Origin of the sequence: Mesorhizobium sp. M0923 (genome assembly GCF_040319365.1) — a bacterium.
Lineage (GTDB): Bacteria > Pseudomonadota > Alphaproteobacteria > Rhizobiales > Rhizobiaceae > Mesorhizobium.
In genome coordinates this window covers 71,831-84,382 of record NZ_JAMYNW010000019.1, presented here as the reverse complement: position 1 = coordinate 84,382, position 12,552 = coordinate 71,831, and the positions used below count along the sequence as shown (strand labels likewise).

Here is a 12,552-nt window from a genome sequence, read left to right as displayed (position 1 = left end):
ATTTCAACCTCCTTTCACCGAGCCGGCAAGCAGCCCGCGGACGAAATAGCGCTGCAGCGAGAAGAACACGATCAGCGGCACGATGATGGTGACGAAGGCCGATGTCGTCAGGATCTCCCAGTCGCCGCCGCGCGAACCGAGCAACGCATTGAGCTTGGCGGTCAGCACGATCTGGTCGCCCTCGGTACCGAGGAAAACCATCGCCACCAGCAGATCGTTCCACACCCAGAGAAACTGGAAGATGGCGAACGAGGCCAGCACCGGGAACGACAATGGCAGCACGATCTTGACGAAGATCTCGAAATCGCTGGCGCCGTCGATGCGCGCCGATTCCATGATCTCGCGTGGCAGGCCGGCAATATAACTCCTCAACAGATAGATGGCGAAGGGCAGGCCGAAGCCGGTATGTGCCAGCCAGATGCCGAGATAGGTTTTCGACGGCACGCCGAAGAAACTGCCGACGCCGTTGTAGAGCTTCAACAGCGGGATCAGCGACATCTGCAGCGGCACGACCAGGAGGCCGATGATGACGGCGATGAGCAGCGCCCGGCCGGGAAAGCGCATCCACGCCAAAGCGTAGGCGGCGAACGCGGCGATCAGGATCGGGATCACGGTCGCCGGAATGGTGACGGTCAGCGAATTCATGAAGGAGCGGCCGATGCCTTCCGAAAACAGCACCGTGTCGTAGTTGTCGGTGGTGAATTTCGGCGGCGCCGACGAGGCGTAATAGACGCGCTGGCCGCGTTCGCTTTCGAAAGCCTTCGGCGAGGTCATGACGAAACTGCCGTCGGCATTGAGCTGCAGGGTCACGCCGTCGCCGAGATCGGCTGTCGTGCCGGCGGGATATTGCGTCGGTGCGGCCGACTTGACGCCGAAGGCGCTGATGTTGCGGGCAGGACCGTCGCCGAAGATATTGCCTTGCAGGACGAACTTGCCGTCCTTCTCGACCTGCGCCGAAGCGGGCGGCAGCCGTCCGGCTTCCGTCTGGCTGGAACTGGTGAACGAGTTCCACCAGCCCGAAGCGATGATCTGGTCCTTGTCGCGCAGCGACGAGACCAGGATGCCGAGCGTCGGGATCGTCCAGATCGCAACGAAGATGAAGACGGCGATATGGACGCCGAAACGGCTGACAAAGGACTTTCCGGTCGCCACGGCCATCTCAATGTCCCTCCGTCTCTTTGTTCGCCTGGCGGATGTTCCAGACCATGATCGGAATGACCGCGATCATGATGATGATGGCGATGGTGGCGCCGCGGCCGAAATCGCCGCCGCCGCGGAACATCCAGTCGAACATCAGATTGGCCAGCACCTGGCTGTTCCACTGGCCGTTGGTCATGGTCAGCACGATGTCGAAAACCTTCAGCACCAGGATGGTGATGGTGGTCCAGACTACGGCGATGGTGCCCCAGATCTGCGGCACCATGATCTTCCAGAAGATCTGGAAAGGATTGGCGCCGTCGATGACGGCGGCTTCCAGCGTCTCTTCCGGAATGCCGCGCAAGGCCGACGACAGGATGACCATGGCAAAGCCGGTCTGGATCCAGATCAGGATGACCATCAGGAAGAAGTTGTTCCAGAACGGTAGCGATATCCAGACCTGCGGCTGGCCGCCGAAATACTGGATGATGGCGTTGAGCAGACCGATCTGCGTCTGGCCGTCGCCGCGATACTCGTAGATGAATTTCCAGATGACGCTGGCGCCGACGAAGGAGATGGCCAGCGGCAGGAAGATCAGGCTCTTGGCGATGGTGCCCCACCAGATCTTGTCGGTGAGCACGGCGATGATCAGCCCGAGGAAGGTGCAGGCGGCCGGCACCACTGCCAGCCAGATGATGTTGTTGAGGATCGAGTTGCGGAACTCGCGGTCGCCGAACGCCCAGTGATAGTTGGCCAAGCCGACGAAATGGCCGCCGCCGCGATCGAGGAACGACAGCCTCAGCGTCTCCACCACCGGGTAGATCAGGTAGATGGTGAGGATGATCATCGCCGGCCCGACGAACAGCCACGGCCGGATCACCCCCTGCCGCCGCAGATTGTTAATCGCCGCCTTGCCGGAAACGCCGCGTGCCGGAAAGATCGTATCGAGTGCCTTGTTGGCGCCCCAGAAATAGGCGACGCAGCCGCCCACGCCGATGATGATGACGAATATCGCCGAAAAAATCTGAGCCGCCATGGGTCCCTCCCCCTGCGCACGGATCCGCCAGTCGAGAATGGCTTTGGCGACGGGATCATGCGCCGATTCAGTTGTCTGGAGCGCGACCAGCCGAAAAGCAGGTCACTGGGCGCGCATCATGCCGGAATGCGTTGTGCTCACGACAATCGACGCGACGCCAAGCACCGGATAAGGTCCGGGCCGTTTGAGGCCCGGACCGCATCACATTGGGAACGCAAGCCGGCCGCTTACTTGATCGCGTCCCAGCTTTTCTGGATATCGGTGGCGACGTCCTGGGCGGACTTGCCGCCGACCAGGTCGATCATGCCGGTCCAGAAGGCGCCGGCGCCGATCTTGCCCGGCATCAGGTCGGACCCATCGAAGCGGAAGGTCGAGGCGTTGGCCAGGATTTCGCCCTGCTTCTTCAGCGCGTCGCTGGCATAGGCGTCCTTGTTGACCGACTTGAACGGCGTCACGAAGCCACCCTGCGCCATCCAGATCTCATGAGCGAGCGGCAGCTTCAGGAATTCGATGAACGCGCGGGCACTCTTGCTATCCTTGGTGATCATGGCGAGCGTGCCGGCGCCCAGCACCGGAGTGCCGAGATCGGGCTTGGAGGCGTAGGGCGGGTAATAGAAGAAGTCGGCATCCTCGCCGATCTTGGTGCCTTGCGGGAAGAAGGTCGGGATGAATGATGCCTGGTGGTGCAGATAGCATTTTGGCGGCACCGAGAAGAGGCCCTTCGGGCTGTCGCGGAAATCGGTCGCCGCAACCGCCTTTGCACCGCCCTCGACCATTTTGTCGTCGGTCGCGATCTTGCCGAAAATGTCGATGGCGTTGACCACGGCCGGATCGTTGAACGGAATTTCGTTCTTCACCCATTTGTCGTAGGTCTCGGGCGTCTGGGTGCGCAGCATGATGTCTTCGACCCAGTCGGTCGCAGGCCAGCCGGTGGCGCCGCCCGAACCAAGCCCGATGCACCATGGCGTGCCGCCGTCGGCGATGATCTTCTTTTCGAGCTCGGCAAGCTCTTCCTGCGTCTTCGGCACCTTGTAGCCGGCTTCCTCGAAATTATCCGGCGAGTACCAGACCAGCGATTTCACGTCGGCCTTGTAGGGGAAGGCGAAGAAACCGGGCTTGCCGTCCTTGTCCTTGAAGGTGCCGAGGTCGACCCAGGATTGGCCGGCGCCGTAATTGTCCTTGACCCAGTTGGCGGTGTCGTCGCCGAGCGGCGTCAAAAGCCCCTTCGATGCCAGATCCTGGATCAGACCCGGCTGCGGCAGCACGGCGATGTTGGGCGGGCTGCCGGCCTGCGTGTCGATGACGATCTGCTGCTCGTAATTCTCCGACGAGGAGTACTTGATCTCGGCGCCGGTGGCTTCGGAGAAATAATCGAGAACGGTGCGGACAAGCCCTTCGTCCTCGCCGCGCCACGGTCCGAAGATCGTCAGCGTCTCGCCCTTGAGGTCGACCTTCTTGAGCTCCTCGTAGTTGGCCCAGTTGAAACGGGGATCTTCGCCCGGCTTGAACTTCAGTTCGGCTTGCGCCGGCATGGCCAGGGCGAGCGTGGCAAACGCAGCGCCCAGCAGAAGCATTTTCTTCATCGGTATTCCCTCCCAGTGGTGACAAACACCGAACGAAACCTCCATTCCGTCCGCCGGCGCTGCAGGACTGTGACTCAGTCGGAAAGGAACTGCAACCTTTCGTAGAGTCTTCCAAAGCGCTTTGGTGATTTTGATCACGCCACTGAATTGATCCGGAGTCAAGAGAAAGCCACGCTAATCGATTTAATTTCTGCGGCCGAGTGCCAGCGAAAGTGCGCTGCAGCACAGTTTCCTGGCGGTGCAGCAGCAAATTCGGCTTCAAACCGGTCCGAACCGTGCGTATGGTCATTGCGCTCGGCAAGGCGGTTCGTAGCGGCCAGCTCGATTCAGATTAAAAGCGCTTTGAGGTTTTGGAGGCCTCCGGTGAACCTCAAGCAGCTCTCCCACATGCTGGCGCTTTCGCAGACCACGGTCAGCCGCGCATTGAACGGCTACCCGGAAGTCAACGAGGAAACGCGCCGGCGGGTGGTCGATGCCGCCAAGCGTCACGGCTATCGCCCCAATCCGAGCGCGCGCCGGCTGGCGACCGGCAAGACCGGCATGATCGGCTATGTGCTGCCGACGGGGACGACCGTCGACATCGACCCGCATTTCGTCGAGTTCCTGTCCGGCCTCGGCGACTATGCGCGTTCGCACGAGCTCGACCTGGTGCTGTCCCCGGCCGATGCCGACGACCAGGAGACGACCTACCGCCGTATTGTCGCCAACCGGCAGGTCGACGCGGTCTATATCTCGTCGCCGAGGCCGGCCGACCGCCGGGTGGCGCTGGTCAATACGCTCGGCATTCCTTTCATCGTCCATGGCCGCAGCGAAGGCTTCGATTTCGACTATCCCTTCACCGACATCGACAATGAGGGCGCCTTCCACGAGGCGGCGCGGCTTCTCGTCCAGCTCGGTCACAGGCGTCTGGCGCTGATCAATGGCGACGATCGCGAGACCTTCGCCATCCACCGCGAGCGCGGCGTTCGGCGCGCGCTAGCGGCAAGCGGCCTGGTGCTTGGTGATCAGCATGTCTGTTCCCTCACCATGACCGAGGAGAATGGCTACCGCGCTGCCCGGCGCTTGCTGGAACAAAGCGACGCGCCGACGGCGATCGCCTGCTCCAGCCTGATCATGGCGCTCGGCGTGGTGCGCGCGGTGCGCGATCTCGGCCTGACCATTCCGGGCGACCTGTCGCTGATCGCCCATGACGACGTCTTTCCCTGGCTGAAGCCGGAGAATTTTTCGGTGCCGCTGTCGACGACGCGTTCGTCGATCCGCCTGGCCGGCGCGCGCATCGCCGAACGGCTGGCGGCGCGGATTTCCGGCCTGGAGGAGGGGGCTCGCGGCGAGGTCTGGCCGGTCGACCTGGTGGTCAGGGGATCGGTCGCCGGCGCACCGGCCTAGAGGCAATCACTCTGAACGGCCGAGGTCGACTCTTGGCGGCTGTTGGCCAGCACCAGCGAGTGCGTCCTGATCTCAGGCCGCAGATTTGAGGTGATCGATGAAGGCGCGCAGCTTCGGCAGGACTTGGCGCTTGCCTGGATGATAGAGGAAGACACCCGGCGTCGTCGTGGCGATGCTGTCCAGCACCGACTTGAGTTTTCCTTCTTCTATCAGACCTTCGGCGAGTGGTCGTGGTGTCTGCGCCAGCCCAACGCCCCGCGTCGCAGCCCCGACCAATGTCGAATAGTCGTGCGCGATCAGCGGGCCTGAGACGATCGCTTCGATCGCGCCATTGCCGTCGACGAAGGACCAGGGCGCGATAGCGCCATTCGAGCGGCGCAAGCGTAAGCAGGCGTGGTGGCGCAAGTCGTCGACACGCTCGGGACGGCCGTGGTGCTCGAGATAATCAGGGCTGCCGACGACCACGAACGAGAACGGCGCTGTCAGCCGCACCGCGACCATGTCGGCGGCGATGAGCTGGCCGAGGCGGATGCCGGCATCGAACCCGCCGGTCGCCAGATCGACCATCTGGTCGCTCACGGCGATCTCCAGTTCGATCTCAGGATAGGCTTTGCAGAACGACGCGAACAGCGGCTCCAACATCAGCGGCACGATAGCGCGGGGCACAGACAGGCGCAGCAGACCTGTCGGCCGCTGGCCGATATCGCGGGCGGCCTCGCCGGCCGCGACAAGCTCTTCGAATGCCGGGCCGGCACGGTCTAGGAACCGCTGGCCAGGCTCGGTCAAACCGACGCTCCGCGTCGTGCGGACGAACAGCGCCGTACCCAGGCGAGCTTCCAGCGCGCGCACCGCTTGGCTCACAGCGGACGGCGTCACGCCGAGATCGGCGGCAGCACGGCGGAAGTTGCGGCGCCTGGCGACGGCCAGGAACGCCTCGACGCCCTCCAGCGCACCATGTCGGACTGTGTAGTTCTGCTTCATAGGTTGTTGTGATTACACCGGATAGTCGAATTGCGGTAGCGGGCTTAAAGCCGCGTGAATCAACTGTTGAGAGAAGGCCAAATGTCCACGGAAATAGTGTTCCAAACCCATCTTGTTCTCGGCTATGTCGCGTGGCTGCTTTGCTTCGGCGCATACGGTTTGCCGTGGCTCAGGTCGATGGACCGGGTCGCAGCGCAACGTGCTATCGCTACGCTGCACAGCTTCCGCTTCTTCGGGCTCGTCTTCATCGTTCCGGGCGTCGTAAGCCCCAATCTGCCCGCCGATTTCGCCGTGTTTGCCGCCTACGGCGATTTCGCGACTGGCGTGCTGGCAATGCTGGCGCTGCTCACGGTGAGGATACGCCCGCTCTTCTGGCCGTTGGTCGTCGCCTTCAACGTCGTCGGGACGGTCGACCTCATCGTCGACTATTACCACGCCATTCAGATCGGCCTTCCTGCCCGCGCGGGGGAACTGGGCGCAACCTACGCGATCCCGATCATCTACGTACCGCTGCTGATGATAACGCACATCGCCGCATTCTATTTTCTGGCGCGTCCTCGGCAAAACGCGACTTGAGCCGTCGTAGTCGATCCGCCTGGCCGGCGCGCATTGCCGAACGGCTGGCGTCGCGAATCTCTGGCCGGAGCAGGCCGCGCGGCGAGGTCTGGCCGTTCGACCAGTGGTCAGGGCATCCAGGGCCGGCGCGCCGATGTAAAGGTCAAAACTCGATCACTCCCGGCGACCGAGTTCGACCCAGAGCGGCCGTCCGACCCTGCGAGCCCGATGACGCTGGCCAACCCTTAGCAGAAAACGGACTGAAGAATAGCCGCGCTGCAGCAGCAAAGGAGATCGATCGCTTCCCCAATACCACAACCGCTATCGGCGGAGTACCGAATCGGCCGGCTGAGCCGTCGTTATCGGATCGGCATGACGATGCACAATCTTCCACAGACCATCTTCTGGGCGAAAGACGCTCGTCGCGCGTAACGCAAGAGGCGTGACATCGCTCCGACCGCCAACCTTGGACCTGAGCCGCTCCACTTCGACGATGTATGCCAGCTCAGACGTCACACACTTCGCTATGTTCTCGAAGCCGCTAGCGTCGCCGTCCCTGTAGTTCGATGCCGCCTGCTCCATCGTCTCAACGACCTGCTTCCATCCATGAGCGAAAGGGCCAAAGGGATTGCCCAGTGTTACATCGTCTCGTTGGGAAAAGAGCTTCTTCGCTGGCGCGGGGTTTCCTTTCATGAACTCATCCAGAGCCAGGTGGTATTCTTCAACTGCTTGATCGAAGCCACTGGCGTCGAGGGACACGTCATCCTCCCTGTCGTTTTTATTTCTGATCCGGACTGGCGACCACAGGTCTACATTCTGTGCGCCCGCAGCGGTGAAGCATTTTCCCTACGGCGGCGTAGTGCAGGTTGGCTTGGTCATTATAGCACGGCGTGAGACAAGTTTCGCGACAGCGTTATGAGACGGCTCGGTTCAAACACGAGACTTAGTCCTTGGCCGCCTCGGCCGCCTTGGTGTCCAGCAGCCCAAAGCCGAAATCATTGTCCCGCCCCTTGGGGCCGAGATCCTTTGCCGTGGCGGCCAGTGCTTTCTCGACCCAGTCGGCCGAACGGTCGGGCGCGGCATGCAACAGGTTGGCGACCGCGCCGGTCACGATCGCCGCTGCAAAGGACGTCCCGGTCACCACATCCGAGCCGGCGCCGCTTGGCGCCACCATCTCGACGCCGGGAGCGGAGATGAAGACGTAGGCGCCGCGATTGGCCTGCGGCATCAGCCCGTCCTTGGCATCGGTGGCCGTCACCGCGATCACGCCGTCGAAGGCGGCCGGATAACCATAGGGCGCCTTCGGCCCGTTATTGCCGGCGGCGGCGACCAGCACGATGCCGAGAGCGCGCGCATTGCGGCAGGCGATGCCGAGCAGGTCGTTCTTCGGGCCGACGAAGCTCATATTGATGATACGGACATCCTGCTCCGCCGCCCAGTCGAGCGCCGAAAGGATGACGTCCATGGTCGACTTGCCGCCCTCGAAGGCGCGGGCGTGATAGATCCTGGCGCCCGGCGCCATGCCTTTGAACGCGCCGGTGCCGGCGATCAGTCCATCGACCGAAGTACCGTGGTCGCGTGCCTTGATCGGCACGTCGGGCATGGCATCGAACTGCTCGGCGATGACACCGGAGAGCGCGGGATTGCTGTCGTCGATGCCGGTGTCGATGACGCCGACGCGGACATTCTCGCCGCTGGCTTCCTTGGCGTCGAGCGCGATGCGCTCGAACGCATAATTGACGATGCTGGCCGCCTGCTGCAGCGAATAGACGTGGTTGGCCTCACGCCGCAAAGTGCGGCCGTCGGCGGCAAGCTGCGCCAGCACGACGCCGACTGGGCGGCCATCGGGAATGCCGAAGCGCACCAGCGTGTTGCCGAGCAGCCGCGACTGCCGCTGCGAGCGTATTTCGAGGCCGAACGAGGCGGCGATCTGCTGGACCGCGCCGGCATCGCCATTGACCGTGACCAGCACCTCGTCGGGCACGAAATCGCCGATCACGGCGCGCGGCGGCTCGGTTGCGACAAGATCGGTGGGTGCTACGATCGGACCGCCCGGCGCGGCCGCCGGTATTGCCGGCAGGCCCGAAGGCGGAGCGGTCGGCGGGGCCGCGGTATTGCCGGGAGGTATCGGCGCCTCGGTGACTAGGGTAGGATTGGGGAACAAGTCGACGATCAGCGCGGGAAGAAACACGGCACTCACCGTTGAAGCCTTAGCCGGCGTTTTGCCGCCGCTATCCTTCCCGTCGTCGCCGTCCTTGGCGCAGTCGGTGCCGGCGGCACTTGCCCGGTTCAGGCAGTCGATCTCCGCCTGGGTGAGGTTCGGGTCGTTGGTCTGCGCCATCGCGGACGTGGCGAAGATTGTCATCGCCGCCGTCAATCGAATGACCGCCTTAGCCGCCATCAGCCGGTTTCCTTCCCTCCAGGGCAGCTTCGGTGAAAGGCTGGGCGGCAATAAGGCCAAGCAGCTTCTGATAGTCGGCGGCGGTCTTGGCCGGAACGCCGAGGCGGAAGACACCGTCGGCGGTCGGCCCGCCGGCGATCTTCAACTGGTTCTGGTCGAGAAAAGCGACGATATCGGACAGCTTCGCATCCGGTTTGAACTTCACCAGTGCAAACGGCATTTTGGCCAGATCGTCTGCCGATCCGGCAATCTTGAAGTCGCCACCTCTGCTGCCGGTCTGGACAAAGGATTGCGCGACGACCAGGGCCAGCAGCACCGCGGCCGCGGCCCAGGCGACGCCGGCCGGCACCGCCATGAAGCGGCTCCAGGCCTGCGCCAGCCAGGGCGACGCCGCCGGCGCGCGGGCCGGGCCGGCCTCGGCGTCGAGCGCCTTGGCAAAGCGGCTGAGCGCATCGGCCGGCGGGCGGATTGCCTCGTTTGCGGCAGCAGTGCCGGAGAATTCGGCCTCGGCCTCGCCAAGCGCGGCCATCGCCGCCGGATCGCTCTCCAGCCATTCCTCGATGGCTTCCAGCTCGGCGCCTTCCAGCGAGCCGTTCAGATAAAACGGCAGCAGCATTTCCATTTCGTCGCGGCGTGACATTTTTTCAGCGGCGCTCATGGCCACCCCCTGTCGTAACCGGCGGCCTTGAGAGCTTCGCCGAGTTTCTTGCGGGCGTAGAACATCCTGGTCTTGACCGTGGCGACCGGAATACCGAGCACCTCGCCGATCTCGCTCACCGATTGCCCGTGATAATAGGCAAGGTCGATCACCGTGCGATGCTCTTCCGGCATGGCATCGATGAAGCGTCGCAAGGCAGCGGCCTTGTCTTCCTTCATCGTCACGACTTCCGGCGTGTCGGCACCGTCGGCGACCTGGGCCGCGTCATCGTCGTCGATCCAGTCTTCCTTCTTCCTGCGTAGCAGGGACAGCGCCTTGAAGCGGGCAATGCCGAGCAGCCATGTCGAGACCTCCGAGCGCCCCTCGAAGGCCGGCGCCTGCCGCCAGACCTCGAGGAACACCTCGTTCGCGATATCGTCGGCCATCAGTTCCGATCCCGTCTGGCGTGCCACGAAGCGGTAGACCCGCGCGTGGTGGCGCATGAACAGGAGCCGCACGGCTGCACGGTCGCCCTTCGCGACCCGCTCGACGAGCGCGCGATCGGTCTCCGCGGCTGTCATCGCCGGTCGAGCCGCCTGGCTCCTGCCTGCTCTGTCGCTGATCGGCCCAAAAAGGTTCACCGCCTCCGCCGGATATTTGCGGAGGCTAACCGAAGAGCGGAGAGGTTGCCAGAGGTGCGCTTTCTCCTTCTCCCTGCGGGGGAGGGAAGACGCCGCCTTTGCAAACATCGCTGCAGCGAATACGCTCCGCAAATGATCAGGAATCCCACAGTTACGGTCGGTGCATTGCTGGTGAACCACGACCGGAAGGTCTTGATGGGTCTTCGCGCTGCCTGGAAGAGCGCGTGGCCTGGGCATTGGGACACGATCGGCGGCCGCGTTGAAGCCGGAGAGACGCTGGAAGAGGCACTCGTTCGCGAGATTCAGGAAGAAATTGGAGTGACGCCAACAGATTTCGGTTGGATGCGGTGCATTGGAGAGCGCCATCCCGAGCTCTATGGGAAGGCGTTGCACCACGTTTTCAAGGTCATCGGCTGGGAAGGCGGGGATCCAAGCAACATTTGCGAGGAACACACCGAGATCCGGTGGTTTGATGTCGAGGAACTTCAGCGCCTCCCCAATCTGGTGGATTGCGATTATCGCCGGCTCGCAAAGCTCGCCGCGACGTGACCTCCCGAAAGTACCCGTTCTCGCACGTGATCCGCGCACCGATCCTCGGCATTTCCCGTGACGCGAGGGAATCCCTAGGTGCTCAATTTCCCGCGCTTGCCATCCGCCGTCCCTTGATTCGCCTTCTCCAGCCCGCCGATCTCCACTTCGGGCATCTGTCGCTGATCGGCCCAAAAAGGGTTCACCGCCTCCGCCGGATATTTGCGGAGGCTAACCGAAGAGCGGAGAGGTTGCCAGAGTGTACCGTTCTCCCCCTTTTTAGCGATACTGTCTCGGCCGTCAGGCTCGCAATGACGGCGGCCACAAGGCGGCTCATAACCATCGGGTAAGGTGCAGTCGTTCAGCCTCGGGCGAGGCGTAATTGGACGCCATCGCCGTGCAGGGATTCCCGACAGTTTTGTAACTCAACAGTCCGCTGCCGGGCGACTAAGGTCCCGATCGCAAATGGCAATCCAGCCTGAAGAAACGAAATGTTATGACCAACAACAGCTTTGCGGCCGCGATTCTCGTGGATCAGTCGCCCATGGCGGTGTTCGCCGCGGTCAAGCGTCCACGCGAGTGGTGGGGCGCATGAAGCCTTGCGCGGTCGGAAGGAGCTTTCCATGAGATTGATTAGGCTGAAAGCGCCGGGAGGCTTGGAAAATCTCAAGCTGGTCGAGGAAGATTGCCCAGAACCAGGGCCGGGTGAGTTGCTTGTCAGGATACGAGCGTGTTCGTTGAATTTCCACGACAGTATGGTGGCGCTGGGAAAGAAACCGTGCGCCGATGGCCGTATCCCGCTGTCCGATGGCGCCGGAGAGGTGGTTGCGGTCTCAGACGATGTCCAAGAATTCAAGGTCGGAGATGCCGTCGTCAGCACCTATTGGCCCCATTGGCTGGCAGGCGAACCGACGCCAGCCAATAAGAAGGGCGAATTGGGAGATGATGTTGACGGCTATGCCCGCGAGTATGTGTGCATGCCCTGGCATGCCTTCACAAGGGCACCGGCAGACTTCACGCATGTGGAGGCGGCAACGCTTACTTGTGCCGGCGTCACCGCCTGGAAAGCCCTGATGGTGTGCGGCCAGGTGAAGCCTGGTGATACGGTGCTGGTCCTTGGCACGGGAAGTGTATCGCTGTTCGCGCTGCAATTCGCAAAAATTGCAGGCGCTCGGGTTATTGCCACCTCCTCATCGGAGGAGAAGCTGGAAAAGTTAAAGCGATTTGGAGCCGACATTGTCGTCAATTACAAGGCGGTGCCGGATTGGGGCCAGAAGGCAAGGGTATTGACGGACGGACGCGGCGTCGATCATGTGATCGAGGTTGGCAGGCCCGGCACATTGGCGCAGTCGATAACAGCTTGCAGGATGGGCGGCCACATCGCACTGATCGGTGTCTTGACTGGTTTTGCCGGGCAAGTTTCGATCCCGGCCCTGTTTTCCAATCAGATCAGGATCAGCGGAATCTCGATTGGCAGCAGGGCAGACCAGAACGACATGATCCGTGCCATAGAGGCCAACCGTTTGAAGCCTGCGATCGACCGCGGTTTTCCCCTGCAGGAGATCGCCAATGCCTTCAAGCACTACGAGTCCCAAAAGCATTTTGGCAAGGTCTGTCTCGAACTTTGACTCCTGTATCTGGCCTCCATTTGGCGTCGCGCATTTCGA

Annotated in this window: 12 protein-coding genes; 4 read left to right on the top strand and 8 right to left on the bottom strand. The window is 62.5% G+C overall.

Annotation, left to right across the window (positions count from 1 at the left end; translation table 11 throughout):
• Positions 1-3: 3 nt before the first annotated feature.
• The 3 genes from NKH89_RS26830 to NKH89_RS26820 form a co-directional block, all read right to left on the bottom strand.
• A complete protein-coding gene (locus tag NKH89_RS26830) occupies positions 4-1,158 on the bottom strand; it encodes a carbohydrate ABC transporter permease (protein WP_023718340.1) in 1,155 nt (384 codons plus the stop codon).
• Position 1,159: 1 nt separating this feature from the next.
• Positions 1,160-2,173 (bottom strand): carbohydrate ABC transporter permease, encoded by a 1,014-nt coding sequence (locus NKH89_RS26825; protein WP_352640567.1) that lies wholly within the window; start codon positions 2,171-2,173, stop codon positions 1,160-1,162.
• A gap of 227 nt (positions 2,174-2,400) precedes the next feature.
• On the bottom strand, positions 2,401-3,756 hold the full coding sequence (locus NKH89_RS26820) for an ABC transporter substrate-binding protein (protein ID WP_352484360.1): 1,356 nt from the start codon (positions 3,754-3,756) through the stop codon (positions 2,401-2,403).
• 363 nt (positions 3,757-4,119) lie between these two features.
• Between NKH89_RS26820 and NKH89_RS26815 the strand changes: the two genes are divergently transcribed.
• Positions 4,120-5,142, top strand: coding sequence for a substrate-binding domain-containing protein (locus NKH89_RS26815; RefSeq protein ID WP_352495219.1), 1,023 nt, complete (start codon positions 4,120-4,122; stop codon positions 5,140-5,142).
• Positions 5,143-5,214: 72 nt separating this feature from the next.
• Here NKH89_RS26815 and NKH89_RS26810 read toward each other — a convergent pair whose 3' ends face one another.
• Complete coding sequence (locus NKH89_RS26810) at positions 5,215-6,123, bottom strand: LysR family transcriptional regulator (protein WP_352910660.1); 909 nt, start codon at positions 6,121-6,123, stop codon at positions 5,215-5,217.
• 81 nt (positions 6,124-6,204) lie between these two features.
• Here NKH89_RS26810 and NKH89_RS26805 point away from each other — a divergent pair, with 81 nt between their 5' ends.
• On the top strand, positions 6,205-6,699 hold the full coding sequence (locus NKH89_RS26805; RefSeq protein ID WP_352484362.1) for a DUF8737 domain-containing protein: 495 nt from the start codon (positions 6,205-6,207) through the stop codon (positions 6,697-6,699).
• A gap of 300 nt (positions 6,700-6,999) precedes the next feature.
• Here the strand turns inward: NKH89_RS26805 and NKH89_RS26800 are convergent, their stop codons facing one another.
• The 4 genes from NKH89_RS26800 to NKH89_RS26785 form a co-directional block, all read right to left on the bottom strand.
• Complete coding sequence (locus NKH89_RS26800; RefSeq protein ID WP_352847751.1) at positions 7,000-7,437, bottom strand: YybH family protein; 438 nt, start codon at positions 7,435-7,437, stop codon at positions 7,000-7,002.
• A gap of 184 nt (positions 7,438-7,621) precedes the next feature.
• Entirely contained in the window at positions 7,622-9,079 is a 1,458-nt protein-coding gene (locus tag NKH89_RS26795; protein ID WP_023718346.1) for a S8 family serine peptidase, read from the bottom strand.
• Positions 9,069-9,737, bottom strand: a complete 669-nt coding sequence (locus NKH89_RS26790) for an anti-sigma factor (protein ID WP_352484363.1) — start codon at positions 9,735-9,737, stop codon at positions 9,069-9,071. The genes NKH89_RS26795 and NKH89_RS26790 overlap by 11 nt, the downstream gene beginning before the upstream one ends.
• Complete coding sequence (locus NKH89_RS26785; RefSeq protein ID WP_352910656.1) at positions 9,734-10,297, bottom strand: sigma-70 family RNA polymerase sigma factor; 564 nt, start codon at positions 10,295-10,297, stop codon at positions 9,734-9,736. Before NKH89_RS26785 ends, NKH89_RS26790 begins: the two co-directional genes overlap by 4 nt.
• A 192-nt stretch (positions 10,298-10,489) precedes the next feature.
• On the opposite strand from NKH89_RS26785, the gene NKH89_RS26780 reads away from it, so the two are divergent.
• Complete coding sequence (locus tag NKH89_RS26780) at positions 10,490-10,906, top strand: NUDIX hydrolase (protein WP_031193706.1); 417 nt, start codon at positions 10,490-10,492, stop codon at positions 10,904-10,906.
• 602 nt (positions 10,907-11,508) lie between these two features.
• Positions 11,509-12,513, top strand: coding sequence for a zinc-dependent alcohol dehydrogenase family protein (locus tag NKH89_RS26775; protein WP_352910653.1), 1,005 nt, complete (start codon positions 11,509-11,511; stop codon positions 12,511-12,513).
• Positions 12,514-12,552 lie beyond the last annotated feature (39 nt).